The sequence below is a fragment of the Streptomyces sirii genome (assembly GCF_045690365.1).
Taxonomy (GTDB): Bacteria; Actinomycetota; Actinomycetes; order Streptomycetales; family Streptomycetaceae; genus Streptomyces; species Streptomyces sirii.
Genome location: NZ_CP147982.1, coordinates 5,711,463 through 5,738,322 on the forward strand (window position 1 = coordinate 5,711,463; position 26,860 = coordinate 5,738,322).

At 71.6% G+C, this 26,860-nt stretch carries 24 protein-coding genes; 14 read left to right on the top strand and 10 right to left on the bottom strand.

The features are described 5' to 3' along the window. Window positions 1-9: 9 nt before the first annotated feature. From WAB15_RS25825 to WAB15_RS25835, 3 genes are read right to left on the bottom strand one after another with little or no spacing between them, the layout of a single operon-like run. On the bottom strand, window positions 10-1,161 hold the full coding sequence (locus WAB15_RS25825) for an acyltransferase family protein (RefSeq protein WP_407287717.1): 1,152 nt from the start codon (window positions 1,159-1,161) through the stop codon (window positions 10-12). Further along, window positions 1,158-2,519 carry an alpha-2,8-polysialyltransferase family protein gene (locus WAB15_RS25830; protein ID WP_407287718.1) on the bottom strand — a complete coding sequence of 454 codons (1,362 nt, stop codon included), beginning with the start codon at window positions 2,517-2,519 and terminating at the stop codon, window positions 1,158-1,160. Before WAB15_RS25830 ends, WAB15_RS25825 begins: the two co-directional genes overlap by 4 nt. After that, window positions 2,519-3,496 (bottom strand): glycosyltransferase family 2 protein, encoded by a 978-nt coding sequence (locus tag WAB15_RS25835; RefSeq protein WP_399148328.1) that lies wholly within the window; start codon window positions 3,494-3,496, stop codon window positions 2,519-2,521. The genes WAB15_RS25830 and WAB15_RS25835 overlap by 1 nt, the downstream gene beginning before the upstream one ends. Before the next feature lie 187 nt (window positions 3,497-3,683). Here WAB15_RS25835 and WAB15_RS25840 point away from each other — a divergent pair, with 187 nt between their 5' ends. From WAB15_RS25840 to WAB15_RS25890, 11 genes are all read left to right on the top strand, one after another. After that, on the top strand, window positions 3,684-5,057 hold the full coding sequence (locus tag WAB15_RS25840) for a DUF6716 putative glycosyltransferase (RefSeq protein ID WP_407287719.1): 1,374 nt from the start codon (window positions 3,684-3,686) through the stop codon (window positions 5,055-5,057). 62 nt (window positions 5,058-5,119) lie between these two features. Continuing rightward, on the top strand, window positions 5,120-6,325 hold the full coding sequence (locus tag WAB15_RS25845) for a cytidylyltransferase domain-containing protein (protein WP_399148330.1): 1,206 nt from the start codon (window positions 5,120-5,122) through the stop codon (window positions 6,323-6,325). 123 nt (window positions 6,326-6,448) lie between these two features. After that, window positions 6,449-7,381, top strand: a complete 933-nt coding sequence (locus WAB15_RS25850) for an N-acetylneuraminate synthase family protein (protein ID WP_399148331.1) — start codon at window positions 6,449-6,451, stop codon at window positions 7,379-7,381. Window positions 7,382-7,408: 27 nt separating this feature from the next. After that, window positions 7,409-8,671, top strand: coding sequence for a hypothetical protein (locus tag WAB15_RS25855; RefSeq protein WP_407287720.1), 1,263 nt, complete (start codon window positions 7,409-7,411; stop codon window positions 8,669-8,671). Between the two features lie 150 nt (window positions 8,672-8,821). Beyond that, window positions 8,822-10,054 carry an amidohydrolase gene (locus tag WAB15_RS25860; RefSeq protein ID WP_407289297.1) on the top strand — a complete coding sequence of 411 codons (1,233 nt, stop codon included), beginning with the start codon at window positions 8,822-8,824 and terminating at the stop codon, window positions 10,052-10,054. Window positions 10,055-10,244: 190 nt separating this feature from the next. Next, window positions 10,245-11,279: a BMP family protein gene (locus tag WAB15_RS25865; RefSeq protein ID WP_399148333.1), complete on the top strand. Its 1,035-nt coding sequence runs from the start codon at window positions 10,245-10,247 to the stop codon at window positions 11,277-11,279. A gap of 182 nt (window positions 11,280-11,461) precedes the next feature. Next, window positions 11,462-13,090 carry an ABC transporter ATP-binding protein gene (locus WAB15_RS25870; RefSeq protein ID WP_407289298.1) on the top strand — a complete coding sequence of 543 codons (1,629 nt, stop codon included), beginning with the start codon at window positions 11,462-11,464 and terminating at the stop codon, window positions 13,088-13,090. Continuing rightward, window positions 13,087-14,193 carry an ABC transporter permease gene (locus tag WAB15_RS25875; RefSeq protein WP_399148334.1) on the top strand — a complete coding sequence of 369 codons (1,107 nt, stop codon included), beginning with the start codon at window positions 13,087-13,089 and terminating at the stop codon, window positions 14,191-14,193. The genes WAB15_RS25870 and WAB15_RS25875 overlap by 4 nt, the downstream gene beginning before the upstream one ends. A 73-nt stretch (window positions 14,194-14,266) precedes the next feature. Further along, window positions 14,267-15,556: an ABC transporter permease gene (locus tag WAB15_RS25880; protein ID WP_399148335.1), complete on the top strand. Its 1,290-nt coding sequence runs from the start codon at window positions 14,267-14,269 to the stop codon at window positions 15,554-15,556. After that, complete coding sequence (locus WAB15_RS25885; RefSeq protein WP_399148336.1) at window positions 15,553-15,948, top strand: cytidine deaminase; 396 nt, start codon at window positions 15,553-15,555, stop codon at window positions 15,946-15,948. Before WAB15_RS25880 ends, WAB15_RS25885 begins: the two co-directional genes overlap by 4 nt. 90 nt (window positions 15,949-16,038) lie before the next feature. Next, on the top strand, window positions 16,039-17,316 hold the full coding sequence (locus tag WAB15_RS25890; protein WP_399148337.1) for a thymidine phosphorylase: 1,278 nt from the start codon (window positions 16,039-16,041) through the stop codon (window positions 17,314-17,316). A 157-nt stretch (window positions 17,317-17,473) separates the two neighbouring features. On the opposite strand, the gene WAB15_RS25895 is transcribed toward WAB15_RS25890, so the two are convergent. After that, window positions 17,474-18,793, bottom strand: coding sequence for an MFS transporter (locus tag WAB15_RS25895; RefSeq protein ID WP_399148338.1), 1,320 nt, complete (start codon window positions 18,791-18,793; stop codon window positions 17,474-17,476). 62 nt (window positions 18,794-18,855) lie between these two features. Here WAB15_RS25895 and WAB15_RS25900 point away from each other — a divergent pair, with 62 nt between their 5' ends. Next, window positions 18,856-19,896 carry a LysR substrate-binding domain-containing protein gene (locus WAB15_RS25900; protein ID WP_407287721.1) on the top strand — a complete coding sequence of 347 codons (1,041 nt, stop codon included), beginning with the start codon at window positions 18,856-18,858 and terminating at the stop codon, window positions 19,894-19,896. Between the two features lie 232 nt (window positions 19,897-20,128). On the opposite strand, the gene WAB15_RS25905 is transcribed toward WAB15_RS25900, so the two are convergent. Beyond that, window positions 20,129-20,896 carry an alpha/beta hydrolase gene (locus WAB15_RS25905; protein ID WP_399148340.1) on the bottom strand — a complete coding sequence of 256 codons (768 nt, stop codon included), beginning with the start codon at window positions 20,894-20,896 and terminating at the stop codon, window positions 20,129-20,131. A 103-nt stretch (window positions 20,897-20,999) separates the two neighbouring features. Between WAB15_RS25905 and WAB15_RS25910 the strand changes: the two genes are divergently transcribed. Further along, complete coding sequence (locus WAB15_RS25910; protein WP_407287722.1) at window positions 21,000-22,160, top strand: adenosine deaminase; 1,161 nt, start codon at window positions 21,000-21,002, stop codon at window positions 22,158-22,160. A 144-nt stretch (window positions 22,161-22,304) separates the two neighbouring features. Beyond that, complete coding sequence (locus WAB15_RS25915) at window positions 22,305-22,568, top strand: hypothetical protein (RefSeq protein ID WP_399148342.1); 264 nt, start codon at window positions 22,305-22,307, stop codon at window positions 22,566-22,568. Window positions 22,569-22,681: 113 nt separating this feature from the next. Here WAB15_RS25915 and WAB15_RS25920 read toward each other — a convergent pair whose 3' ends face one another. The 5 genes from WAB15_RS25920 to afsQ1 form a co-directional block, all read right to left on the bottom strand. Further along, window positions 22,682-22,900 (bottom strand): PspC domain-containing protein, encoded by a 219-nt coding sequence (locus WAB15_RS25920; RefSeq protein ID WP_399148343.1) that lies wholly within the window; start codon window positions 22,898-22,900, stop codon window positions 22,682-22,684. Between the two features lie 46 nt (window positions 22,901-22,946). Beyond that, window positions 22,947-23,501 carry a VanZ family protein gene (locus WAB15_RS25925; RefSeq protein ID WP_407287723.1) on the bottom strand — a complete coding sequence of 185 codons (555 nt, stop codon included), beginning with the start codon at window positions 23,499-23,501 and terminating at the stop codon, window positions 22,947-22,949. A gap of 98 nt (window positions 23,502-23,599) precedes the next feature. After that, window positions 23,600-24,223 carry a hypothetical protein gene (locus WAB15_RS25930; protein WP_407287724.1) on the bottom strand — a complete coding sequence of 208 codons (624 nt, stop codon included), beginning with the start codon at window positions 24,221-24,223 and terminating at the stop codon, window positions 23,600-23,602. Beyond that, window positions 24,220-25,953: an ATP-binding protein gene (locus WAB15_RS25935; RefSeq protein ID WP_407287725.1), complete on the bottom strand. Its 1,734-nt coding sequence runs from the start codon at window positions 25,951-25,953 to the stop codon at window positions 24,220-24,222. The genes WAB15_RS25930 and WAB15_RS25935 overlap by 4 nt, the downstream gene beginning before the upstream one ends. Further along, window positions 25,950-26,627: a two-component system response regulator AfsQ1 gene (afsQ1, locus tag WAB15_RS25940; RefSeq protein WP_026169550.1), complete on the bottom strand. Its 678-nt coding sequence runs from the start codon at window positions 26,625-26,627 to the stop codon at window positions 25,950-25,952. The genes WAB15_RS25935 and afsQ1 overlap by 4 nt, the downstream gene beginning before the upstream one ends. Window positions 26,628-26,860 lie beyond the last annotated feature (233 nt).

Below are 26,860 nucleotides of genomic sequence, written 5' to 3' on the forward strand. Positions count from 1 at the left end.
CGTCTGTGGTCAGCGGGGATCGATCGCCCGCTTGAGGCGTGGGGTCAGCGGGCGCTCGACGAGGCGGTGCAGCAGCCAGGCCAGCAGCAGCATCAGGCCCACGGTCAGCGGCAGCGTCGCGTACGACGGCAGGCCGAGAGTGCGGTGCAGGGCGCCGACGACGACCCAGCCCAGGTGCTCGTGGACGAGGTAGAAGGGGTAGGTGAGCGCGCCGGCGACGGTCAGCCAGCGCCAGTTCGCCCAGCGGAACCTGCCCAGGGCGACGGCGCCGACCAGGACGAAGCCGATGGTGACGATCGCGATGATGCCGGCCGTCGAGCGGTAGGAGAACGCCGTGGCCGACGGCGGGTGCCACAGCCCCGCGACCGCGTAGTGCTGCCCGATCAGCCAGCTGACCAGCACTGTCGCCCAGGCGATCGGATCGCGGGCGCCGTAGCGGTGCAGCAGGTACAGGCCGATGCCGCCGATGAAGAACGGCGCGTACTCGGGCATCAGGACGGTGTCGAGGAACGGCTCGTGGGCCGCCTGTGCGAGCGCGGCCGCCAGCGTCCAGCCGGCGCAGAACAGCACGACCCGGCCGCGGGTGGCGCCCGGCAGGACGACGCAGAGCGCGAAGAGGGCGTAGAAGCGCATCTCCGCCCACAGGGTCCAGCACACGCCCAGGACGCGGTGGACGCCCAGCGGCTGCTGCAGCATGGTCAGATTCGTCAGCACCTCACTGGGCGCGAGCGCCTTGAAGGCGACCCAGGGGAGCGCGAAGACCACGGTGACCAGGAGGATCGCCGCCCAGTACGCCGGATAGAGCCGGGAGATCCGGCCGGCGACGAACGCCCGCAGGCTGCGGCCCCAGCCGCTGAGGCAGATCACAAAGCCGCTGATCACGAAGAAGATCTGCACGCCCAGGCAGCCGTAGGCGAACAGCGGTCCCGCGGTGGGGAACTGGTGGGCGGGGGAGTCGCCCCAGGCCCGGGCTATCTCGCCGCCGCGCCCCGCGTAGTGGTACCCGGCGACCATCAGGGCGGCGAGCAGCCGCAGCCCGTCGAGGGCGCGCAGCCGCGACGGTCCGCCGCGGCTGCGCACGCGTATGACGGGCCGCGGTGCGGCGGCACCGCGGCCCGGTGCGGCGGCGGGCGCACCGGCCGTCAGCTGGGGGGCGGTCATCCGAACGCGGCCCGCTTCTTCAGCCGCCGCTGTACCGCCCGCGCGCTGCGCGCGACCCTGCGGACGGTGGCGTTGCGCGGGATGAACGACAGCTGGGACGGGATCGCGCCGGGCAGCGCCAGCGCGGTCAGCCGCCGCCGCTTGAAGTAGCGCCAGGTGGCCTGGTCGAGGTGGGCGGCGAGATAGCGCTCGGCGGCCGGGCGCAGCTGCGGATAGATCTGGTGCTGCATCGCATAGCCCACCGCGGTCACCAGCCCCTCGATCTCCTGGGGGGTGGCCGGCGTGCGGGGCCCGCCGTCCGCGCCGCGCTCGCCCAGGCCCGGCACCAGGGCGTCCACGATCGTGACCGGGACGCGGTTGCTGTTCTGATACGGCGTCAGGCGCTCCAGCAGCAGGTCGGTGCCGGTGCGGGCGGTGTCCAGACCGTAGAAGGTGGCCGCGGTCAGCAGCGCGGTGGAGAAGCAGCCGACGACCAGCGCGGGCCGCACGCGCTGGTAGAGCACCTCGGCCAGGACCGGGCTGTCCAGCACCGTCAGCGCGATGTCCAGCTTCTCGGCCTCCTGCTCCAGCATCCGCGACCAGCGGGCCGGCGCGGACGGGTGCGGCTTGAAGACGATCTCGCGGTGGCCGCGCTCGACGGCACCGCGCACCATCCGCACATGCAGCTGCTCCTCCTCCTCGGGCGTGAGGATGCCGAGCGCGGAGAGGTACTGGCCCAGGAGCAGCGCGGCGCCCTCGGGGACGTCCAACGGGCCGCCGGCGTCGGAGATCTCGGCGAGCACCTTGGTGAAGGCGTCGGTCGGCACGGTCTGCGGCTCGACGCCGAACTCGGTCAGCAGCAGCGGCGTCAGCCCCGGCACCAGGTCCAGGTGCAGCAGCCGGTCGATCCGGGTGCCGACCAGCGGGTCGAGCTTGTTGCGGGTGGGGCCGTAGCTCATCAGGCCGTCGGCGTAGACGTCGATCGGCGCGTCGGGGAACAGCTGGCAGACCGCCAGCGCCGGGTTGACCTGGATGGACTCCACGACCAGGTGGATGTCGTCGTCGCCCAGGTCCCACAGCAGGCGCAGATACCGCTCCCACAGGGGGACGTCGTCCGCGCGCGGCGACCAGCCGCCGGGGTGGAAGGGGCTGATCGTCTCGTTCCAGGACAGTACGCGGTCGAAGCGGCCGCGCAGCCGGTCGAAGCCGGGCATGGTGTCCAGCGACGCGGTGGTCTCCGGGGTCGTGGCGTTGTTGCTGAGCAGCAGCAGCCTGCGGTCGGCCGGCGCGAAGCAGTCGGCGTCCAGCGCGGCGGCGAGCGTCGCCGCGCCGTAGAGCGTGGACGCCACGAAGATCTGGGTACGCGGTCGGGTGGGCATCAGGCGGCGACCTCCGCCGGGACAGGGCGGCGGCGCAGCCGCCGCAGCCGGGACGCGCGCTGCACATCCATCGAATCCAGGGCTTCCTTCAGTACGTCCTGCGGCATGCGTTTCATGGCCGCGGCGCTCATCGAGCGCAATTTACGGGCGACCTGCGGTTCGAATCGTTCGATCGAACCGAGGTGGTGGGAAATGATCGCGCAATACGTGCGCACCGCCTTGGGCAGCAGCACATCCGCATCGCGATCTTGCGCGGTTTCCTCGATCACCTGGTCGAACGCGCGGATGAAGTCCAATTGGCGCACATCGCCGATCTGCGTCAGCGAGGACGCCACACCGCGCCGGTAGAAAACACCGAGCAGCCCGACCACCGCCATGGACTTCGCCTCGCGGTGCAGCCGCCAGATCCACGGGCGGTCCTCCGCGGTGCGCAGCCCGTCGCGGAAGTGCAGCACACCGTCGTCCAGCAGCCGGCGGTGGTACATCCCGGCCCAGGCGTAGGCGTAGTCGACGGAGGTGGAGCGGTCGGCGGGCAGGATGATGTCGCGCGGGTTGAGCACCACACCGCGCCGGCCGTGCGGTACGCGGTGCACGGTGCGGGCCCGCGCGGTGCACTGGACATGGTCGGTGCGCACGAAGTCGCACCCCAACTCCTCTATAGAGGACAGGAGTTCGGCGAAGTAGCCGGGGGCGAGCCAGTCGTCGCCGTCCAGGAACGTCAGATACTCGCCGCGGGCCGCGTCCAGGCCGGTGTTGCGGGCGGTGGCCAGACCGCCGTTCTGCTCGTGCCGCAGCACTCTGGCGCCCGGCAGCTCGCGCTCGGCGCGCGCGAGGATCTGCGGGGTCTCGTCGCGCGAGCAGTCGTCGACGAGCAGGAATTCAAAGTCCTCGCGGGCGTTCGCCGCCAGGCTTTTCAGGGTGTCGGGCGCGTATGTCTGCACGTTGTAAAACGGCACGATGACGGAGAGCTTAACCACCCGGGTGACGTTAGGTGCGGAGTCGGCATTCGTCTTTACGCGGTGCGGGCACCCAGGTGAACGAAGAATGGCGGGATGGTTAACCAGGCCGGTTATCGGGCCGGTTCGCCATTCGTCGACCCGCTGTTAACCCTTTGTTGCGGCCCAGTTGGCCCGCCAAACGGAATGCCTTCCTAGCGTCTTCGACGTGCCATCACGTACCACTTCTTCGCCGCGAGTCGCCGTGCTCGCCGACTCGGATACCCGATGGAAATGGGGCGCTTTGACAGCGTACCGGATCCAATCGGACATCCGACTCGACGGGTACCTGCTCCGCGGCCGCGCCACGCCCACGGTCCGCCAGCTCGACGAGGTCGGCGCCCGTGCGGACTCGCTGCGCGAAATCAGGGGAGTCGACTTCGTGCGGTCCGTCGACCGTACGCGGTACGACGTCGTCGTGCTGGCCTGTGTGGGCGGCGCGGTGCAGGCGATGCTGCACGGCCTGGCCCGCGCCTGGGACCCGCAGACATCAGCGGCAGCCGCCGCGGGCGCCCGCCGACCCGTCGTCGTCACCGGCTATGTCGGCGTGGTCTACGAAAAGCTCGCCGACGGACTGCTGCTGCGGCACGGCGCGGACGTCGTACTCGCCAACTCCCGCCACGACGCGGACCGTTTCCGCGAGGTCTACCGCGGCGTCGGCGCCGACGACGGCAGCGTCGTCGAATGCGCCCTGCCCTTCCTCGGCGGCGACCGCTACACCGGCGAGGGCGACCCCTACACCGTGGTGTTCGCCGCCCAGCCCTCCGTCCCGGAGAGCCGCGCGGACCGAACGTACCTGCTGCGCAGGGCCGTTGAGCACGCCCGCAAGCACCCCGACCGCGAGGTGCTGATCAAGCTCCGCAGCAAGCCGGGCGAGCACACCACGCACATCGAGGAACTGCCCTACCAGAAGCTCGCCGCCAAGTCCCCCGGACCGCTGCCCGCCAACTGCCGCCTGGTGTACGGCAACATGGGTGAGGTCCTGGACCGCACCGACCTGATGGTCACGGTCAGCTCGACCGCCGCACTGGAGTCGCTGCACCGCGGCATCCCCACCGCCGTCCTGACCGACCTCGGCATCCGCGAATCCCTCGGCAACCACCACTTCCTCGGCTCCGGCTGCCTGGCCTCCTGGGACGAGCTGGACGCCGGACACCGGCCGGAGCCCGACCGGGAGTGGCTGGCCCGGGCGGGCGTCGCCTCCATGGGGGTCCCCCCGGCCCTTAAGGCTGGGGGAGGTGGGTACGAGAAGGCCTTCGACGCCGCCCGCGCCCGGGTCACCGAGCTGCGCGAGGCCGAGCACCTGCCGGCGATCGCCCCGTACTACACCCCCCGCACCGCGCCCGGCTACCTCCCCGGCATCCTCGCCCGGCACGGCCTGGACCCGCAGGGCGAGCCGCTCCCCGGCTACGCCGACGCCCCCGAGGAGACCGGCGGACTGCGCCGGGTCGCCCGCGAGACCGTGCGCGAGGCCGCCCGCGGCGCCTACCGCCACGGCGTCCAGCGCGTCGCGCCCGCCATCCGCCGCTGGGGGCAGCTGTGACCGACCCCGGTGCGACCTCCCCTGTGACCTCCCCAGGCCCCCGCCCTCCCAAGGAGCCCGCAATGCCACCCACTGTCGTGGCCGTCATCCCCGCCCGCGGCGGATCCAAGGGCGTGCCCGCCAAGAACCTCGCCGCCGTCGGCGGGGTGCCCCTGGTCGCCCGCGCGGTCCGCGAATGCCGCGCCGCCCGCCTGGTGACCGACGTGGTCGTCTCCACCGACGACGCCGGGATCGCCGCCGCCGCCCGCGGCGCCGGAGCGGTCGTCGTACGGCGCCCCGGCGACATCGCCGGCGACACCGCCACCAGCGAGGCCGCGGTGCTGCACGCCATGGACGCCTACGAGGCCGAGCAGGGCACCACCGTCGACGCGGTCCTGCTGGTCCAGTGCACCAGCCCGTTCATCGTCCGCGAGGACATCGACGGGGTCGCCGCCGCGGTCGTCGAGGGCGGCGCCGACAGCGCGCTGACCGTCGCCCCCTTCCACGGCTTCGTCTGGCGCGACGCCGAGCCGGCCGACGCCGGCACCGCCCCCGCCACCGACGGCGGCCACGGCGTCAACCACGACAAGTCCTTCCGGCCCCGCCGCCAGGACCGCCCCCAGGACCTGCTGGAGACCGGCGCCGCCTACGCCATGGACGCGGCCGGCTTCCGCACCAGCGGCCACCGCTTCTTCGGCCGCACCGAACTCGTCCGCACCGACCCCGCCCGGGTGCTGGAGATCGACGATCCGCACGATCTCGCCCGCGCCCGCGCCCTCGCGCCGCTGCTGGACGCCCCCCGGCCCGGAGCCCTGCCCACCCGTGACGACATCGACGCGGTGGTACTGGACTTCGACGGCACCCAGACCGACGACCGGGTGCTGATCGACGCCGACGGACGGGAGATCGTCGCGGTGCACCGCGGCGACGGCCTCGGCATCGCCGCCCTGCGCAAGGCGGAGCTGAAGCTGCTGATCCTGTCCACGGAGACCAACCCGGTCGTCGCCGCACGGGCCCGCAAGCTGAAGGTGCCCGTCCTGCACGGCATCGACCGCAAGGACCTCGCCCTCAAGCAGTGGTGCGAGGAAGCGGGCATCGAGCCCGAGCGCGTGCTCTACGTCGGCAACGACGTCAACGACCTGCCGTGCTTCGACCTCGTCGGCTGGCCGGTGGCCGTCGCCGGGGCGCACGACGTGGTGCGCGGCGCGGCCCGCGCGGTCACCGCGACGCCCGGCGGCAGCGGCGCGATCCGCGAGATCGCCGCCTGGCTGCTGGGCCCCTCGCTGTGACTCCCACCCGCCCGTCGCTCTAGCTCCCACCCGACCCTCGCTCCAGCTCCCACCCGACCCTCCCTGTAACCCCCTCAAGCCCCCACCCCGCACACCCCCATATCCACACGAAGGAATCTCCCCATGAGCAGCAACTCCCGCCTCCGTACGCTCGGCGACCGCGAGGCCGGCCCCGGCCGCCCTGTCTACGTCACCGGCGAGATCGGCATCAACCACAACGGTGACCTGGAGAACGCCTTCGCCCTGATCGACGCCGCCGCCGACGCCGGCTGCGACGCGGTGAAGTTCCAGAAGCGGACCCCGGAGATCTGCACCCCGCGCGACCAGTGGGACATCGAGCGCGACACCCCCTGGGGCCGGATGACCTACATCGACTACCGCCACCGCGTGGAGTTCGACGAGGACGGCTACCGCGCCATCGACGACTACTGCAAGAAGCGCGGCATCGCCTGGTTCGCCTCCCCCTGGGACGTGGAGTCCGTCGCCTTCCTGGAGAAGTTCGACGTGCCCTGCTACAAGGTCGCCTCCGCCTCGCTCACCGACGACGAGCTGCTGCGCGCCATGCGCGCCACCGGCCGCACCGTCATCCTGTCGACCGGCATGTCCACCCCGAAGCAGATCCGGCACGCCGTCGAGGTCCTGGGCAGCGACAACATCCTGCTCTGCCACGCCACCAGCACCTACCCGGCCAAGGCCGAGGAGCTCAACCTGCGCATGATCAACACCCTGCAGGAGGAGTACCCCAACGTCCCGATCGGCTACAGCGGCCACGAGACCGGCCTGCAGACCACCCTCGCCGCGGTCGCCCTCGGCGCCACCTTCATCGAGCGCCACATCACCCTCGACCGCGCCATGTGGGGCTCCGACCAGGCCGCCTCCGTCGAGCCCGGCGGCCTGTCCCGCCTGGTCCGCGACATCCGCACCATCGAGGAGTCCCTCGGCGACGGCGTGAAGAAGGTCTACGAGAGCGAGCTCGGCCCGATGAAGAAGCTGCGCCGGGTCGCCGGCGTGGTCGCCGAGGCGGAGACCGCCGGCGCCGAGCCGGCGGCGGTCTGACGGCCCACGAGCCACAACACGGGAGCCATGGTGAGCTCACCTGAAGGGACCCGCGCCGCGGCCGCCACACCCGGCGCCGGGATCCCGCCCCAGGAGACGACGGGTTCTCCCGCCCGTCGTCTCCTGGGGGTGCCGCGGCAGCGCCACCGCACCGCACCCTCGGGTGACGGGCGGCGCGCGGCCGCCCCGGACTCCGCCACCCTCGCCTTCGTCGAGAGTCCGGTGCAGCTGCTGAACGTCCTGGAATGGGCGCATGCGGCGACGGCGGAGGACGGCCCCGGCGGCCCCGCCGCCGACGGCCACGCCACCGCACCGCCGGCGCTCACCGTCGTCGTGCTCTCCCCGCACGACCCGATGACCCGCGGCCAGCTGCGCAGAATGGCCGAACTCGCCCGCGACGAAGGCCACACGGTGCGCTGGGAGGAGGCCCGCGGCGGCCCGACCGCCCCGATGCGCACCATCGGCGGGCTCACCCCGCTGCTGCGCCGCGCCCACCGGGTCGTCATCGGCGACCCGTTCTCCCGCTACGTGCAGCTGCTGCTCACCCTCACCAAGGCACGCGACCTGGTGGTGGTCGACGACGGCACCGCCACCATGGAGTTCATCTCCCAACTCGCCCGCGGTGAGCGGCTGGTGCGCTGGCACCGGCACGGCAGCGGCCGCGGCCCGCGGGACCTGGTCTTCGCGCCGTTCTCGGCCACCGCCCGCCGCCGGCTCACCCCGGCACCGCGGGGCGGCCGGCGCACCGTCGGGCTGTTCAGCTCGATGCCGGTCGAGGTCCCGCCGGGCGTGGACGTCACCACCAACGAGTTCGCCTGGACCCGGGCGCGCTTCGGCCCGCCCCGGGTCATGGGCGCCGCCGACATCGTCGGCACCTCACTGGTGGAGACCGGCGTCGTCGACGCCGACCGCTATCTGGAGGCGGTCGGCGCACTGGCCCGCAGGCACGGCGCCACCCGCTACTTCGCGCACCGCCGCGAGAGCACCGAGAAGCTGCGCCGGCTGGCGGGGGAGACCGGCCTGGAGGTCGTACGGCCCGATCTGCCGCTCGAACTGATCGCCCGGCGCGGGCCCATCGGGCGCCTGATCGTCAGCTTCCCCTCCACCGTCGTGCACACCCTGCCACTGGCACTGGTGGGTACACAGGTCAAGGTCGCGGTCTGCGACATCGATCCGCAGTGGCTTACGGCCAACGCTTCACCGCGCGCACAGGGGTTCCTCGACGGGGTCACCGGAACCGCCCGTGACGTGCAACGACTGCCGTTCACCCAGCGGATGGCCGCCGGATAGCCGCTGCGCGAAGCCGTACTTCATACCCTTCCCATAAACCGTCCATGCGCCGAGCGGGCTAGATTTTCTTCCCCTAAGGGGCTGAACTTTTGTTGATCGAGGGACAGTTGCCCCATTGGGCCCCGTAACCTTCAACAGGTGAACCAACTGATGTCCCGCGATACCGACGACGCCGACGCCCCCGCCGACACCGCCGGAGGGGCCTCGCTCCCCGGCGCCCTACCGGACGCACTGGGCGCCGAACTCACCGCCTTCCGCCGCGACTTGCACCGGCACCCCGAGCTCGGCAACCAGGAGTTCCGGACCACCGCGGCGATCAAGGAGCGCCTGGAGCGGGCCGGGCTGCACCCCCGCGTCCTGGCCACCGGCACGGGCCTGGTGTGCGACATCGGTACGGACACCGCCGCCGACGTCCCGCTGCTCGCCCTGCGCGCGGACATCGACGCCCTGCCCATCCCGGACACCAAGACCGTCGAGTACGCCTCCACGGTCCCCGGCCGCGCCCACGCCTGCGGCCACGACGTCCACACCACCGTCGTCCTCGGCGCCGGCCTGGTCCTGGCCGAACTGGCCCGCGTCGGCGCGCTGCCCCGCCCGGTGCGGCTGCTCTTCCAGCCCGCGGAGGAGGTGCTGCCCGGCGGTGCCGCCGACGCGATCGAGTCCGACGTGCTGGAGGGCGTCGGCCGGATCCTCGCGGTGCACTGCGACCCGCGCGTCGACGCCGGCCGGATCGGGCTGCGCACCGGACCGATCACCTCGGCCTGCGACCGGCTGGAGGTCGTCCTGGACGGCCCCGGCGGGCACACCGCCCGCCCGCATCTGACCACCGACATGGTCACCGCCGCCGCCCGGGTCGCCCTCGACGTCCCCGCGCTGATCGCCCGCCGGGTCGACGCCCGCGCCGGCCTCGCCGTCACCTGGGGCCGGCTGGCGTCCGGGCACGCCTGCAATGTGATCCCGCAGCGCGCCGAGCTGTCCGGCACGGTCCGGTGCCTCGACCTCGACGCCTGGCGCCAGGCGCCGGACATGGTGCACGCGGCGATCGACGAGGTCGCCGCCCTGTACGGCGCGAAGTCGCAGATCAACTACGTCCGCGGGGTGCCGCCGGTGGTCAACGAGGCGGACAGTGCCCAGCTGCTGATGGACGCCATGGCCGCCCGGCGCGGCATCCACAGCGTGGAGGACACCGAGCAGTCCCTGGGCGGCGAGGACTTCTCCTGGTACCTCGAACACGTCCCCGGAGCCATGGCCCGCCTCGGGGTCCGGCCGCCCGGCGAGCTGAGCCGCCACGATCTCCACCGCGGCGACTTCGACGTCGACGAGCGGGCGATCCGGGTCGGTGTGGAGCTCTTCACGGCCGCCGCGCTGCTGTCCCACGGTTGAGGCAGATCCGACAGAATCGAACATTTCCGGCCGCCGTCGATCGCCTCGACGGCGGCCGTGGTGATCGTCCGGGCGCCGTACGCCTCGAATCGATAACGGCTTTCAACCTGCCCTTTACCTGGCATCTACGCGCGTTACGATTCCGCGGAATCAGCGCCAATGGAGGCGCTACGAGTCGAAGGGGCCCCTCGTGCACCGGGTATCCAAGATCGTTGCCGCGGGCATCGCCACCGCGGCCCTCTCCGTTTCACTGACCGCCTGCGGCGAGTCCTCCACCGAGTCCGGTGGCAAGGACAAGGGCGTCGGGCTCGCCTTCGACGTCGGCGGCCGGGACGACCACTCCTTCAACGAGGCGGCGGCTCGTGGCGTGGACAAGGCCGAGAAGGACCTCGGCGTGAAGTCCAAGATGATGACCGCCAAGAACGGCGAGACCGAGGCGGACCGCGAGCAGCGGCTGTCCTCGCTGGCCGAGGCGGGCTTCAACCCGGTCATCGGCGTCGGCTTCAACTACGGCAAGTCCGTCAACAAGGTCGCCAAGCAGTTCCCGAAGACCACCTTCGGCGTCGTCGACTCCCCCTCCCAGGCCAAGAACGTCTACGGCATGGTCTTCGCCGAGAACGAGGCCTCCTACCTCGCCGGCGTCGCCGCCGCGCTGAAGAGCAAGACCCACAAGGTCGGCTTCATCGGCGGTGTGAACAACGCGCTGATCCAGAAGTTCCAGGCCGGCTTCGAGCAGGGCGTCAAGGACACCGACCCCAAGGCGAAGGTCACCTCCGAGTACCTCTACGCCAACGACGACAAGGGCTTCAACGACCCGGCCGCCGCGAAGGGCAAGGCCAAGGGCATGCTCGACGGCGGCATCGACGTGATCTACACCGCGGCCGGCCAGTCCGGCAACGGCTCGATCGAGACGGTCGCCGGCAAGAAGGGCGCCTGGGCGATCGGCGTCGACTCCGACCAGTACCTCCAGCCGGGCCTGGCCAAGTACAAGAACTCGATCCTCACGTCGGTGATGAAGAACGTCGACGTGGCGGTGTACGACCTGGTCAAGAGCGTGCACGACAAGAAGCCGCTGACCGGCAACAAGGCGTACACGCTGAAGGACGACGGCGTGCGGCTGTCCACCTCGGGCGGCTTCATCGACGACATCCAGGCCAAGATCGACGCGGCGAAGAAGAAGATCGCGTCGGGCGAGGTCAAGGTCAGCGACACCCCGGCCAAGTAGTAGCTCTGCCGCGGGTCGGGCGCGGCGGCCGGTACGCCGCCGCGCCCGACCCGTTCGCCGGACCGACCCGGCAGCAAGGCGATGTTCCGGCGCCAATGCTACGCGCGTAGCGTTGAGTTGGCGCGATATCGTCACCTCCCCCGCTCTTCCTTACCACTCCCTGCTCCCGAGGAGAGTGCGCCATCAAAGCGTCCAGCAGTCCCCAGGCAGACAGCGCCCCCGCCACGGCACCGGCGGTGGAACTCCGCGGGATCACCAAGCGGTTCCCGGGTGTCGTCGCCAACCACGACATCGACATCACCATCCACCGCGGCACCGTGCACGCGCTGGTCGGCGAGAACGGCGCGGGCAAGTCCACGCTGATGAAGATCCTCTACGGCATGCAGAAGCCGGACGAGGGCACCGTCGGCATCGACGGCGAACAGGTCAGCTTCCACAGCCCGGCCGACGCCATCGCCCGCGGCATCGGCATGGTGCACCAGCACTTCATGCTCGCCGACAACCTCACCGTCCTGGAGAACGTCGTTCTCGGCGGCGAGAAGCTGCACGGCATCGGCGGCAAGGCCCGCACCGAGATCCTCAAGATCTCCGACCGCTACGGCCTCGGCGTCCGCCCCGACGTCCTCGTCGAGGACCTCGGCGTCGCCGACCGCCAGCGCGTGGAGATCCTCAAGGTCCTCTACCGCGGCGCCCGCACCCTGATCCTCGACGAGCCGACCGCCGTGCTGGTCCCGCAGGAGGTCGACGCGCTCTTCGACAACCTGCGCGAGCTCAAGGCCGAGGGCCTGACCGTCATCTTCATCTCCCACAAGCTGGGCGAGGTGCTCTCGGTCGCCGACGACATCACCGTCATCCGGCGCGGCACCACCGTCGCCTCCGTCGTCCCCGGCGAGACCACGCCCAAGCAGCTCGCCGAGCTGATGGTCGGCAGCGAACTGCCCTCGCCGCAGACCCGCGAGTCCACCGTCACGGACGTGGAGATGCTCAGGGTCGAGGGGCTGAAGCTGGCCACCGCCGACGCGGAGGGTGTCGAGCGCACCGTCCTGAGCGATGTGTCGCTGACCATCCGCAAGGGCGAAGTCCTGGGCATCGCGGGCGTGGAGGGCAACGGCCAGGCCGAACTGGTCGAGGCCATCATGGGCATGCGCGACCCCGACAGCGGCACCATCACGCTGGACGGCATCGACATCAGCCATCTGCCCACCCGCACCCGGCGCGAGGACGGCATCGGCTACATCCCCGAGGACCGCCACCGGCACGGCCTGCTGCTGGAGGCCCCCCTGTGGGAGAACCGCATCCTGGGCCATGTCACCGAGAAGCCCAACGCCAGGGGCCTGCTGCTGGACCTCAAGGCCGCCCGCGCCGACACCGAGCGGATCGTCGCCGAGTACGACGTCCGCACCCCCGGCATCGAGGTCACCGCGGCCTCGCTCTCCGGCGGCAACCAGCAGAAGCTGATCTTCGGCCGCGAGATGAGCCACCACCCCAAGCTGCTGATCGCCGCGCACCCCACCCGGGGCGTGGACGTCGGCGCCCAGGCGCAGATCTGGGACCAGATCCGCACCGCCCGCCGCGAAGGCCTCGCCGTACTGCTGATCTCGGCCGACCTGGACGAGCTGATCGGCCTGTCCGACTGCCTGCGGGTGATGTACCGCGGCCGGCTCGTCGCGGACGCCGACCCCGCCACCATCACCCCGGAGGAGCTGGGCTCGGCCATGACCGGCGCCGCCAGCGGCCATCTGACCCATTCCGACAGCGACACCACCGCAGACTCGGAGCCGCGCTCGTCCCAGGAGGGAGAGTCCGAGTGAAGAAGCTCGACAAGAACAAGCTGATCCTGGGCATCGCCGCGCCCGTCCTGGCGATCGTCGCGGCGCTGGCCATCACCTCGGTGATCATCCTGGCCACCGGCAAGGACCCGATCCACGCCTACACGGTGATGGCCGACTTCGGCTCCAAGAGCGACAGCCAGGTCTGGATCATCAACAAGGCGGTCCCGTACTACCTGTCCGCGCTGGCCGTCGCCATCGGCTTCCGGATGAACCTGTTCAACATCGGAGTCGACGGCCAGTACCGCATCGCGGCGTTCTTCGCCGCGGTGGTCGGCGGCGCGCTGACCCTCCCCGGCTTCCTGCAGATCCCGCTGATCATCATCGTCGCGATGGTGGTCGGCTCGCTCTGGGCCGGTATCGCGGGCCTGCTGAAGACCACCCGCGGCGTCAGCGAGGTGATCACCACGATCATGCTGAACGCCATCGCGGCCGCCGTCATCGGCTACTTCCTCCAGGACGGCCGGCTCGCCGTCAAGGACGGCAACCTCTTCCACACGCCGAACCTCCCGGCCTCCAGCCACTTCTTCACCATCCCCACCACGCCGGCCCCGCTCGACGGCTTCCTCGTCGTCGCCGTCGTCGTCGGCTTCGCCTACTGGTTCGTGCTGGGCCGCACCCGCTTCGGCTTCGACCTGCGCACCGTCGGCCAGTCGGAGTCCGCGGCCGAGGCCGGTGGCGTCAACGTCAAGCGGATGATCGTCACCTCCATGCTGCTGTCCGGCGCCGCGGCCGGCCTGATCGGCATGCCGACGCTGCTCGGCGTCTCGTACAACTACGGCACCGACTTCCCCATCGGCATCGGCTTCACCGGCATCGCCATCGCGCTGCTGGGACGCAACCACCCGATCGGGATGGCCGCCGGCGCACTGCTGTGGGGCTTCCTCGAACGCACCGGCACCCAGCTCGAATTCGAGGACTACGAGCAGGAGATCGTCGGCGTGATGCAGGGCGTCATCGTGCTCTGCGTCGTCATCGCCTACGAACTCGTGCGCCGCTACGGCCTCAGACTCCAGCAGCGGCAGGTCGGCGAGGAGCTCGCCGCCCAGGCCCGCAAGACCGAGAAGGCGGAGGTGGCCTCATGAGTGAACGGAGTGAGCGAATCAGCGGGAGGTGCGCGCCTCGCGAATGCGAGGCCGAGCGAAGCGAGGTCTCGGCATGAGCACGAACCTCACGGCTCCGGTCGACCAGAGCCCCCACCACCACAAGCCCAAGACCGCCCGGGCCAGGCTCAGCTACCCCAAGGTCCTGCTGATCATCTCGGGCAGCCTGATCCTGCTGTCCCTGCTGCGGATCGTCACCGGCGCCAACAACCTGACCGAGTCCGGCCAGTACATCGCCGCGCTCAACGCCGCCGTGCCGATCGGCCTGGCCGGCCTCGGCGGCCTGTGGGCCGAGCGCTCCGGCGTCATCAACATCGGCCTCGAAGGCATGATGATGCTCGGCGCCTTCTCCGCGGGCGCGGTCGGCTGGCAGCACGGCCCCTGGGCCGCGGCGCTGGCCGGTGTCGTCGGCGGTGCGCTCGGCGGACTGCTGCACGCCGTCGCCACCGTCACCTTCGGCGTCGACCACATCATCTCCGGCGTCGCCATCAACATCATGGCGCTCGGCCTGACCCAGTTCCTGGCCAAGCTGTGGTTCGGCGCGGACGGCAGCGCGGCCGCCGCGGCCGGCGGCAACGACAAGCAGTCGCCGCCGATGCCCGACATGCCGACGTTCACCGTCCCCGGCCTGTCCGACTGGCTGCACTCCATCGAGCAGCACCACTGGTTCCTGGTCTCCGACACCGCCGGCATCGCCGGCTCCCTGGTCACCAACGTCTCCTGGCTGACCGTGGTGACCGCCGTCCTGTTCGTGCTCACCTTCTACGTCCTGTGGCGCTCCGCCTTCGGCCTGCGGCTGCGTTCCTGCGGCGAGGGCCCGATCGCGGCCGAGTCGCTGGGCGTCAACGTCTACCGCTACAAGTACGCGGCGGTGCTCGTCTCCGGCGCACTGGCCGGCCTCGGCGGCGCGTTCCTGGCGATCTACGTCCACATCTACCAGGACGGCCAGACCGGCGGCCGCGGCTACATCGGCCTCGCCACCATGATCTTCGGCAACTGGCGGCCGGGCGGCGTCGCCATGGGCGCCGGCCTGTTCGGCTTCATGGACGCGCTCCAGCTGCGCGGCGGCGGCCCCACCGTCCACGCCCTGCTGCTCCTGCTCGCCGTGCTGCTGGTCGGCCTGGCGCTGTGGAAGCTGCGCGGCGGACAGCGCACCCAGGCCGTGCTCAGCCTGGCCGCGGCCGCGCTGCTCGCCCTGTGGTACGCCACCACCGACACGGTCCCGCTGGAGATCGTCGGTGTCGCCCCGTACATCGCTACGCTGCTGGTGCTCTCGCTGGCCGCACAGCGGCTGCGGCCACCGAAGGCGATCGGCAAGATCTACCGAAGAGGCCAGGGCAAGTGAACCAAGCTCCCGACTGGGAGTCACTGCGCGCGCAGGCCCGGGACGCGATGTCCCGGGCCTACGCCCCGTACTCCGGCTATCCCGTCGGCGCGGCCGCCCTCGTCGACGACGGCCGCACCGTCACCGGCTGCAACGTCGAGAACGCCTCCTACGGCCTGGGCCTGTGCGCCGAATGCGGCCTGATCTCCGCCCTGTTCGCCGGCGGCGGCGGCCGGCTCACGGCCTTCACCTGCGTCGACGGCGCCGGCGAACCGCTCGTGCCGTGCGGCCGCTGCCGCCAGCTGCTGTACGAACACGGCGGCCCGGAACTGCTGGTGGACACCCTCGCCGGCATCCGCCCGCTGTCGGAGCTGCTGCCGGACGCCTTCGGGCCGGGGCACCTCGTCGGATGACGAGCGCGGGGTCCGATCCCCGCGCCCGCCTCTGGCCACCCCTGTTTCTATGCGTGTAGAACGGACCTACCCGTTCGAAAGGAACCGTCCATGGACGCCATCTCCGTCATCCGCACCAAGCGCGACCACGGCGAGCTGACCCCCGACCAGATCGACTGGGTCATCGACGCCTACACCCGCGGCGAGGTCGCCCATGAACAGATGTCGTCCCTGGCGATGGCCATCTTCCTCAACGGCATGAACCGCAAGGAGATCGCCCGCTGGACCGCCGCCATGATCGCCTCCGGCGAGCGCATGGACTTCTCCGGCCTGCCCCGTCCCACCGCCGACAAGCACTCCACCGGCGGCGTCGGCGACAAGATCACCCTCCCGCTCGCCCCGCTCGTCGCCGCCTGCGGCGCCGCCGTGCCCCAGCTCTCCGGCCGCGGCCTCGGCCACACCGGCGGCACCCTCGACAAGCTGGAGTCCATCCCCGGCTGGCGCGCCCAGCTGAGCAACGACGAGATGCTCGACATCCTCCGCGAGGCCGGCTCGGTCATCTGCGCCGCCGGCGACGGCCTCGCCCCCGCCGACAAGAAGCTCTACGCGCTCCGCGACGTCACCGGCACCGTCGAGTCCATCCCCCTCATCGCCTCCTCCATCATGTCCAAGAAGATCGCCGAGGGCACCGGCTCCCTGGTCCTGGACGTCAAGGTCGGCTCCGGCGCCTTCATGAAGAACCTCGACGACGCCCGCGAACTCGCCGCCACCATGGTCGAGCTGGGCACCGACCACGGTGTACGGACGGTCGCGCTGCTCACCGACATGGCCACGCCGCTGGGCCGCACCGTCGGCAACGCCCTCGAAGTCCGTGAATCCGTCGAGGTGCTGGCCGGCGGCGGCCCCGAGGACGTCGTCGAACTGACCCTCGCGCTCGCCCGCGAGATGCTCGACGCCGCCGGCCTCCAGGACGCCGACCCGGCCAGGGCGCTGGCCGACGGCTCCGCCATGGACCACTGGCGCCGCATGATCGCCGCCCAGGGCGGCGACCCCGACGCCCCCCTCCCCGTGGCCCGCGAACAGCACACCGTCACCGCCACCGCCACCGGCACCCTCACCGCCCTCGACGCCTACGCGGTCGGCCTCGCCGCCTGGCGCCTGGGCGCCGGCCGCGCCCGCAAGGAGGACCCGGTGCAGGCCGGCGCCGGCATCGAACTGCACGCCCGGCCCGGCGACCGCGTCACCGCCGGCCAGCCCCTGCTGACCCTGCACACCGACACCCCCGAGAAGATCCCGTACGCCCTCGACGCCCTCACCGGCGGCACCGTCGTCGCCCCGGCCGACACCGCCTTCACGGCGGGCCCGGTGGTCCTGGAGCGCATCGGCTGACCGCCCTCGACTCCCCGGTGCCCACCACCCGTTGACACGGGGCGGTGGGCACCGGCGCATTCCGGCCAGTTTCCGGAATCCGCCCCACCGGACATACGAAGGGCCCGCCCCACCAGGACAGGTGACGGGGCGGGCCCTCCGGCTCGTGCGGCGGTCGCTACGCGGCCTTCTCCAGGTGGAGCAGCCGGCGCTCGACGACCGCCTTGCGCGTGGCGTACAGCGTGATCGAGGCGGCGCCCAGCATCGCGGCCAGCCCCAGGACGACGGTGCCCTCCCAGCCGACCGCGTGGAAGGCCACGGCACCGAGCGCGCCGCCCAGGCTGCTGCCGACGTAGTACGCGCACTGGTAGAGCGCCGACGCCTGGGCGCGGGCCGTCTTGGCGGTACGGCTCACCGAGGACGAGGCCACCGCGTGGCCCGCGAAGAAACCGGCGGTGATCAGGACCAGGCCCGCCAGCACCGCGGCCACCGAGTCGGCCAGCGTCAGCAGCAGACCCGTCGACGTGGTGCCGACCGCCAGGTAGAGCGCACCGCGCCGACCCACCCGGGCGACCAGCTGTCCGGCCGCGGCCGAGGAGACCGTACCGACCAGATACACCACGAAGATCGAACCGACGATGCCCTGCGGGAGGTTGAACGGCTCGGACACCAGGCGGTAGCCGATGACCGTGTACACCGCGCCGAAGACCGTCATGAACAACGCGCCGATGCCGTAGAGCCGGCGCAGCAGCGGATCGGAGAGGTGGCCGCCCAGCGTACGGGCCAGCGCCCGCGGGCCCACCGAACGGGACGTGAAGTGCCGGGCCCTGGGCACCAGCAGCCGGAACGCCACCGCGCACAGCACCGCCATCACACCCACCGCGCCGAGCGCGGCCCGCCAGCCCCAGGCCTGGGCGACCCAGCCGGTCACGATCCGGCCGGACATCCCGCCGATGCTGTTGCCCGCCACGAACAGACCGATGGCCCCCACCAGAGCCCTGGCGCGTACCTCCTCCGCCAGGAACGCCATCGCCGAGGCCGGCAGCCCGGCCAGCGCGACACCCTGGACGGCGCGCAGCGCGATGAGCACGCCGATCGACGGCGCGAACGGCACCAGCAGCGCGATCAGCGTCGCCACCGAAAGGGACACGGTCATCAGCGCGCGCCGCCCGAACCGCTCGGAGACGGCGCTGAGCGGGATCACCCCGAGCGCCAGACCGAAGGTGGCCGCGGACACCGTCCAGCTCGCCTGGTCCGGGCTCACCCCGAGGTCGCTGGAGATCGCGGGCAGCAGCGCCTGCGTGGAGTACAGGAGGGCGAAGGTGGCCACTCCGGCGGCGAAGAGGGCGAAGCTCATCCGGCGGTAGCCGGGGCCGCCCGGCCGCAACTTGCCCGACTCGGGGTCGGACGCGGCGGCGGAAGAAGAGGAGTCAGTGGACGACTGGGGAGAGGCGGCCGCACGGTCGGTGACGGACGCCCCGGTATCAGCGGGAGGCATGCTTCGAAGGTATGCCCGGCCGGTTCATGCGTCCAATGCATGGAAACTGCATAATCGATTCTGTGATGCATGAGCGCAGGTCGCAGGGGTCGCTGTTGCAAGGTCGCAACAGAAAAGAAGTGCTGGGAGCCAAGCGCCCCGGCGCGGACGCCGGTGCGGAGGCGGGAGAGGCCGCGGGGGAGGCCGCCGAACTGGGCGGCGACTCGTGGGCGACGCTCCTCGCCCCGCGGCTCGCTCAGTTCACCGCCGTCGCCCGGCACGAGCACGTCACTCGCGCCGCACAGGAACTCGGCATGCCCCAGCCGACGCTCAGCCGCGCCATCGTCCGCCTGGAGGACGACCTCGGCGTCGCCCTCTTCGCCCGGCACGGCCGCACCCTCTCCCTCACCCCCGCCGGCCGGGCCTTCCTCGCCTCCACCGAGCGGGCGTTGATGGACCTGGAGCGCGCGACGGAGTCCGTACGCGCCGACGTCGACCCCGCGGCCGGCAAGGTCGCCTTCGGCTTCCTGCACACCCTCGGTCCGGAGACCGTCCCCGGCCTGATCCGCAGCTTCCGCGCCGACCACCCGCGGGTGCGCTTCCAACTCGTCCAGAACTACGGCGAGGCGATGATCGAGCGGCTGCGCGCCGGCGACCTCGACCTGTGCCTGACCTCCCCGGTCCCGGACTACCCGGACCTGGTCGCCCGCCGCCTCGACGAGCAGAAGCTGCGCCTGGTCGTACCGGACGACCACCCGCTGGCCACGCGCAAGCGCGTCCGGCTCGCGGAGGCCGCCGGCGAACTGTTCGTCACCCTCGAACCGGGCTACGGACTCCGCCGCATCACCGACGCGCTATGCACCGAGGCGGGCTTCACCCCCCGCATCGCCTTCGAGGGCGAGGAGGCCGAGACCCTACGCGGCCTGGTGGCGGCCGGCCTGGGCGTAGCCCTCCTCCCACCCCCCGCCGTCCCCCGCCCCGGCGTCGCCGAACTCACCGTGACGGCCCCCCGCGCGGTCCGCGAGATCGGCGTGGCCTGGCTCGACGGCCACCCCGACACCCCACCCGTGGCCGAATTCAAAAAATTCCTCCTCAGCCGCCGGGGAAAGCTCCTCCCTCGCTGACCCGAGAAGCAGGACGGGTACGTATACACAGAAGAGGCAAGGACGGGTACGTACACACAGAGGCAAGGGCGAGGACTACGCGCCGCGCACGAAGGCACGGGGTAGAGATGCCACCGAGAGTCACAAAGCGTCGGAACTAATAACTCTCCGTAATCGTTGCCGGAATATAGGGAGGCGACGGGAGGCCAAGAGTCAACCCCTCGGTAGGTCACCCCCCCTCAATGCCTCAGCCTCAATGCCTCAGCGACGCCCCGAAGCCCGAGGCGAGGGGCATCCGCAGGCCCAGGGGAGGGGGTGCGGCCAGGGCGTCCATGACCGGGCGGGCGTAGTCGCGGGTGAAGAGCGAGCCGAGCAGGAAGTCGGCGGCCAGCGCGTGGACTTCGGCCCGGTGCTGGTGCAGTGAGTGGCCGTCGGAGTGGACCTCGAAGCGGCAGGTGTCGCGATTGACCTTCTTGGCGCGCTCGGCGTAGCGGTAGGACAGGTCGGGGTCGTGGCGCTCGTCGTTGGTGCCGTGGACGAGGAGGACCTGACGGCCGATGAGCTGCTTCACCGGATCGGGCTGACCGTTGTGCCGGAGGGGGTCGGGCAGCCAAGGGGCGATCCCCAGTACGGAGTTGACGGCGGGGTGTCCCGCGGCGTGCAGGGCGGCGCGGGCGCCCATGCCCGTGCCGACGAGGCAGACGGGGACGTCGCCGTAGCGGCGCACTACCTCGTCCAGGGCCCAGGTGGCATCGCATGCGGGGTGGGCCTCGGTGCCGTTCCAGCCGCGGTAGCGGTAGTGCACGACGTGGGTGGTCAGGCCCTCGGTCCGGCCCGCCTTCGCCAGTCGAGCCGCGAGTGGGCGTAGGGCGAGTGTGGATACCGGTGACGGGCGGCGCACTCCGGTCGGTCCGCCCCCGGGCAGTAAGAGGGCGACCCCGCTCACCGCCTTCGCGGTTGCGCCCGCTCCCAGCGGTTTTCCCAGCCGGGCCTCGCGCGTCGGCAGTGCTTGCTGAGCCATGACGAGAACGATGGCAGAAGGAGGGGTGGGCGCCACCCTGTGTACGGGTCACTGTTACGTATCGTTCGGTGATATCTACGCGCGTAGGGGCTAGAGTGCCGAAATGACGAGCGAGACCACCACCCTGCCGACCCCCGAACAGATCCGCCGCGCCCCCAAGGTGCTGCTCCACGACCACCTCGACGGCGGCCTACGCCCCGCGACGGTCGTCGAGCTGGCCCGTGCGAACGGCTACGAAGGGCTGCCCGAGACCGATCCGGAGAAGCTCGGGATCTGGTTCCGCGAGGCGGCCGACTCCGGTTCGCTGGAGCGCTACCTGGAGACCTTCGCGCACACCTGCGCCGTCATGCAGACCCGCGACGCGCTGGCCCGGGTGGCCGCCGAGTGCGCCGAGGACCTGGCCGCCGACGGCGTGGTCTACGCCGAGATCCGGTACGCACCCGAGCAGCACCTGGAGCAGGGGCTGAGCCTCGAAGAGGTCGTCGAGGCGGTCAACGAGGGCTTCCGCGAGGGCGAGCGGCGGGCCCGTGAGAACGGCCACCGCATCCGCGTCGGCGCCCTGCTGACCGCCATGCGGCACGCCGCCCGCGCCCTGGAGATCGCCGAACTCGCCAACCGCTACCGCGACAGCGGCGTCTTCGGCTTCGACATCGCGGGCGCCGAGGCCGGCTACCCTCCCACCCGCCACCTCGACGCGTTCGAGTACCTCAAGCGCGAGAACAACCACTTCACCATCCACGCCGGTGAGGCCTTCGGCCTGCCGTCGATCTGGCAGGCGCTGCAGTGGTGCGGCGCCGACCGCCTCGGCCACGGCGTCCGGATCATCGACGACATCGAGGTCGCCGACGACGGCGCGGTCAAGCTCGGCCGGCTCGCCTCGTACGTGCGGGACAAGCGCATCCCGCTGGAGATGTGCCCCACCTCCAACCTCCAGACCGGCGCGGCCCCCTCCTACGCGGAGCACCCCATCGGCCTGCTGCGCCGTCTGCAGTTCCGGCTCACGGTCAACACCGACAACCGGCTGATGAGCGGCACGAACATGTCGCGGGAATTCGAGCACCTGGTCAAGACATTCCGATACACGCTCGACGACATGCAGTGGTTTACTGTCAATGCGATGAAATCAGCGTTCATTCCTTTCGACGAACGTCTCGCCATGATCAACGACGTCATCAAGCCCGGTTACGCGGAACTGCGGGCCGAATGGCTCTTCCGCCCGGCGTCCACAACCCTGCCCGCGAGCAGCGGTTCTGACTCCGAGTAACGGGGTAACGCGAGCCTATAGCGTAACGGCCGGTGGCATGTCCACCGGCCGTTTTTTCTTTCCTCGTGGCTGTTTGCGGCGCCGGTTGCCGCCTCACTAGGTTGATTTGCCGGTCAAGCTCCCATCAATTGAGGACGTAATTCGATGAAGCAGGGAACCATCAAGACTCTCGGTGCCGCCGCTCTGGGCGCCGCCATCGCCGTCACCGCGGCGGGCGCCGCCAGCGCCGCGCAGGTGAGCGCCCCGGACGCCAAGGGCGTGCTCAAGAACCTGCCGGTGAAGGACACCAGCAAGGTCCTCAAGGGCACCAAGACGCCGGTCGGCAACGTCAAGACGCCGCTGAACTCCCAGGGCAACCTGCTGGGCGGCCTGCCGACGAGCGCCGTCTCCAAGGCCCTGGGCAGCTGATCCCGCTCCCCGCTCCGTCCTCCAGGGACGCGTGACGTGCCGTGCCCCGGCCGTATGCCTCGCAGATACGGCCGGGGCGCCGTCATGTCCGGGCCGGGTGCCGCCGCGGCGGGTCACCAGCCGGCGGCACCCGCGGCGCCGGCGGCCTTCTCCTCCGAGGGCAGGAGTATCCACAGCGCTAGGTAGACCAGGAACTGCGGGCCGGGCAGCAGGCACGACACCAGGAAGATCACGCGCATCGTCGTCGGGGTCGTACCGAAGCGACGGGCCAGGCCCGCGCACACTCCGGCGATCATTCGGTTGTTGCTCGGGCGGACCAGTTGCGCGGCCATGAGGGACGACTCCTTTTCGACTTCGTGGGGCGTTTGCCCCGATGTCTCAAAGGTAGGTCCGGCTGCCCGACAGCGCGTCAGCCTTCGGAGCCAGTCCGACCCTGGGGATCCTCGGGGTCGCACCCCCGGGTTCCTCGTACCGGCGGCGGAGCCGGGACCGGGCCCCAGGGACGACCAGCAGGTGCACCAGTGCCACTCCGACGGTGTTCAACAGCACCGCGTCGACGTCGGGGACCCGTCCGGGTACCCCTGACTGCAGCAGCTCGATGGCCAGCGCGATCATCGCGCCGGCGAAGACGGTGCGGGTCAGCGACACCAGCGGCGAGACGTTCAGCCGCCCGGCCGAGAGCGGGAGCAGCACCCCCAGCGGCGCCAGCAGCAGCACCGGGCCGCCCAGGTGCCCGACGGCCTCCCACGTCACGCCGTGTGCCAGCTCGGCCCTGATCGTCGCCAGCGGCTGGAGGTTCGCGGCGGGCACCCATGGCACCGAACGAGGACGCAGCGTGAGCCAGCCGACGGTCAGCAGATGCGCCACGAGGAGGAGAAGTCCGGTGACGCGCATACGGGGGGCGGCGGTGGTGCCGGGGCCATGACGCTGCACAAAGGCCAGGACGCCGGTAGTGGCGGCCGCGGTTCCGCCCCATTGCACCCGTCTTGGCCGCGTGCCCGTCGCGGCCGGCTCCCCGCCGCCCGGTTCCCTCAGTCCTGCTGCGACAGCGGGTCCCCCCACCCGGCGTGTTCCGCTATGTCCGGGTGGGCCAGCACATCGGCGGAGCAGTCGTAGCGGTGTGCCGTGTCGTCGCCCGGTCCGCCCAGTACGGCCGCGTGCGTACGCCCCAGCGGCGGGCTCGCGCCGTAGGTGCACACCAGCTGCGCCAGCGCGAAGGACGGCAGGTCGTCGGGCCGGATGCTCAGTCGCAGCGCCTCCGACGGGTCGCCCCGGCGCGGCCCGTCGACCTTCAGCCCTTGGGGCAGCGCGCTGCTGAACCCGGCCGTCTCCTCGTCCGCCGACGGCGTGCGCTGCAGCTCGACCAGGAGCGTACGGGCGGCCCGCAGCCGCGGATCGGCGGCCGTCGTGTCCTTGGCCGGCGGCGCCGTCCGCTCGACCTGCACCAGCGCCGAGCCGCACACCAGATAGACGGCGCTGTGCGCGCCGTCGGTCGTGCCCGGCGACGCTTCGCCCGGCGCCTTGCAGCTCACCCGTGAGGGCGCGCCGCCCGCGTCGACGGGCACGGACGTGCCCCGGATCCCGCAGCCCGCGGCGGCCAGCGCGAGCGCCGCCGCACCGGCGGCGCGCCGCCATCTCTGTCCGGTCGGTGTCATCGCTCGTCCTCCGTGCCCCGGGTGGCCGCGTCGTCGCCGTCGGCCAGTCGGGAGGCGTCCATCGGCAGCCGCAGGGTGAAGACCGCGCCGCCTTCGGGGAGGTTGGCCGCGGTGATCTCACCTCCGTGGATGTGCGCGTTCTCCAGCGCGATCGACAGGCCCAGACCGCTGCCCTCGGAGCGCGGGCGGGACGCGCTCGCCTTGTAGAAGCGGTCGAAGACGTGCGGGAGGACCTCTTCGGGGATGCCGGGCCCGTGGTCGCGTACGCGGATCACCAGCTCGCCGCTGCCGGGCCGGCCGGTGTCCTCGGCCTGCTCGGCGGGCCCGTCGGCGGCGCTCTCCGGCGCCTCCGCCGCGCCGGCGACGGACGCGCCGCCCTCCTCCTCGCCGGCCGCGTCCCGCGGGCGCTGCCCGACGTCGTCCCCGTGCTCCGTGTGGACCGACACCCGCACCGGCGACCCGCCGTGCTTGAGGGCGTTGCCGATCAGGTTCGCCAGGATGACGTCGAGGCGCCGCGGGTCCAGCCGGGCCACGATGCCGCGGTCCGCGTCCAGGTCCACCGCGTCCAGCCAGGCCCGCGCGTCGATGCAGGCGGTGACCTGGTCGGCGACGTCGACGTCGTCGAGCACCAGCCGGGCCGTCCCCGCGTCGAAGCGGGTGACCTCCATCAGGTTCTCCACCAGGTCGTTGAGCCGGCGGGTCTCGCTGACCACCAGCTGGACGGCGGGCGCGATCATCGGGTCGAGGGAGTCGGCCTCCTCCTCCAGCACCTCGGAGACCGCGGTGATCGCCGTCAGGGGCGTGCGGAGTTCGTGCGACATGTCGGCGACGAAGCGGCGGGAGGCCGCCTCGCGGGCGCTCAGCTCCTCGACCCGCTGCTGCAACCGCTCCGCCGTGCGGTTGAACGTACGCGACAGATCGGCGAGTTCGTCCGTGCCGGTCACCCGCAGCCGGGTCTCCAGCCGCCCCTCGCCCAGCTGCCGCGCCGCGTGTCCCAGCCGCTGTACGGGCCGCAGCACGGTCGTCGCGGCGGCCTGGGCCAGCAGCGCGGAGCCGACCAGCGCCAGCGCGGTGGCGATGCCGAGCGACCAGGCCAGCGAGTTGAGGTCCTGCCGCTCGGCGGCCAGCGACTTCATCATGTAGCCGGTCGGTCCGCCGCCGATCACCTTGGCGCCGGCGACGAGGTAGGGGGTGTCCCCGATCTGCTTGCGCTGCCAGTACAGATGGTGTGCGGAGGGGTTGGACTCGTCGACCGGGCGCACTTCGTCGACCGCGCCGCGCAGCGCGTCGGGCACGCCGCGCAGGGTCAGCAGGTCCTTGTCCGTGGTCGCCGCGCAGTCCTTGCCCTCGCGGTCCACGCCGATCAGCAGCACCGCGTAGTTCTGCGGCCCGCCGGCTATCTGGCGTGCCGCGTCCTGGAGTTCGGTGCACCGGGGGCGCAGCGGCAGCGACCGCGTGCTGTCCTCCAGCGACTTGCGGAAGTCCTTGAGGACGGCGTTCTGGGTGCGGTCCAAGACGGTGTTGCGGTTGAGCCAGTACGCGATGCCGGACGCGGAGACCGCGGCGGTCAGCGCCACCAGCCCGAAGACCACGACCAGCCGCAGCCGCAGGCTCGTCCAGCGCAGCAGTCCCGACGCCCGGCCGAGCAGCCGCGGCACCCGCCGTCCGGACGGGGCCGCGCCGTCCGTGCTCTCGTGTGCCGTCCCGCCGCTGTGGGAACGTTCCGTCACTGCGGGGAGTCCAGTCGGTAGCCGACGCCGCGGACGGTGCGGATCAGCGTCGGCGAGGACGGTACGTCCTCCACCTTGGCGCGCAGCCGCTGCACACAGGCGTCCACCAGGCGCGAGTCGCCTAGGTAGTCGTGCTCCCACACCAGCCGCAGCAGCTGCTGGCGGGACAGCGCCTGGCCGGGCCGGCGGCTCAGCTCCAGCAGCAACCGCAGCTCGGTCGGGGTCAGTTGCAGGTCCTCGCCGTTCTTCGTGACGGTCATCGCCGACCGGTCGATGACCAGCGAGCCGAACGTCGCCGAGTCGCTGGACTCGCGCTCGCCGCGGCGCAGCACGGCCCGGATGCGGGCGTCCAGCACCCGTCCCTGGACCGGTTTGACGACGTAGTCGTCGGCGCCGGACTCCAGTCCCACCACGACGTCGATGTCGTCGTTGCGCGCGGTGAGCAGGATGATGGGCAGCTGGTCCGTACGCCTGATCCGCCGGCACACCTCGAAGCCGTCGATGCCCGGCAGCATCACATCCAGCACGATCAGGTCCGGGCGCTGCTCGCGCAGCAGCTTCAGGCCGTCCTCGCCCGTCGCCGCGGTCACCACGCGGTGACCCTGGCGGGACAGTGAGAGTTCGAGGGCCGTGCGGATGGCGTCGTCGTCCTCGATCAGCAACAGGAAGGGCACGGCAGCCATTCTGTCCCATGGGACGCCTGGACATCGACCTGCCGGCGGGTGCGTCGTGCCGTCTCGGGTGCGTCGTGGCAGCCGCGGGTGCGTCGTGGTGGGCCGGGGCGGAGCCGTGGGGGTTGAGGTGGAGTGGGGGCGCCCGTATGCGGGCCGCCAGGCCCTGTGACAGGTCTGTGACAGTCGGCGGACAACGCGATGAAACTGGGTTGGCAGTCTTTTGGGCACCGGGA

Bases quoted from the DNA above. Each gene is read 5' to 3' on its own strand.
- WAB15_RS25825 (WP_407287717.1), bottom strand. From the start codon at position 1,161: ATGACCGCCCCCCAGCTGACGGCCGGTGCGCCCGCCGCCGCACCGGGC.
- WAB15_RS25830 (WP_407287718.1), bottom strand. From the start codon at position 2,519: ATGCCCACCCGACCGCGTACCCAGATCTTCGTGGCGTCCACGCTCTAC.
- WAB15_RS25845 (WP_399148330.1), top strand. From the start codon at position 5,120: ATGCCACCCACTGTCGTGGCCGTCATCCCCGCCCGCGGCGGATCCAAG.
- WAB15_RS25850 (WP_399148331.1), top strand. From the start codon at position 6,449: ATGAGCAGCAACTCCCGCCTCCGTACGCTCGGCGACCGCGAGGCCGGC.
- WAB15_RS25855 (WP_407287720.1), top strand. From the start codon at position 7,409: ATGGTGAGCTCACCTGAAGGGACCCGCGCCGCGGCCGCCACACCCGGC.
- WAB15_RS25860 (WP_407289297.1), top strand. From the start codon at position 8,822: ATGTCCCGCGATACCGACGACGCCGACGCCCCCGCCGACACCGCCGGA.
- WAB15_RS25880 (WP_399148335.1), top strand. From the start codon at position 14,267: ATGAGCACGAACCTCACGGCTCCGGTCGACCAGAGCCCCCACCACCAC.
- WAB15_RS25890 (WP_399148337.1), top strand. From the start codon at position 16,039: ATGGACGCCATCTCCGTCATCCGCACCAAGCGCGACCACGGCGAGCTG.
- WAB15_RS25895 (WP_399148338.1), bottom strand. From the start codon at position 18,793: ATGCCTCCCGCTGATACCGGGGCGTCCGTCACCGACCGTGCGGCCGCC.
- WAB15_RS25905 (WP_399148340.1), bottom strand. From the start codon at position 20,896: ATGGCTCAGCAAGCACTGCCGACGCGCGAGGCCCGGCTGGGAAAACCG.
- WAB15_RS25910 (WP_407287722.1), top strand. From the start codon at position 21,000: ATGACGAGCGAGACCACCACCCTGCCGACCCCCGAACAGATCCGCCGC.
- WAB15_RS25915 (WP_399148342.1), top strand. From the start codon at position 22,305: ATGAAGCAGGGAACCATCAAGACTCTCGGTGCCGCCGCTCTGGGCGCC.
- WAB15_RS25920 (WP_399148343.1), bottom strand. From the start codon at position 22,900: ATGGCCGCGCAACTGGTCCGCCCGAGCAACAACCGAATGATCGCCGGA.
- WAB15_RS25930 (WP_407287724.1), bottom strand. From the start codon at position 24,223: ATGACACCGACCGGACAGAGATGGCGGCGCGCCGCCGGTGCGGCGGCG.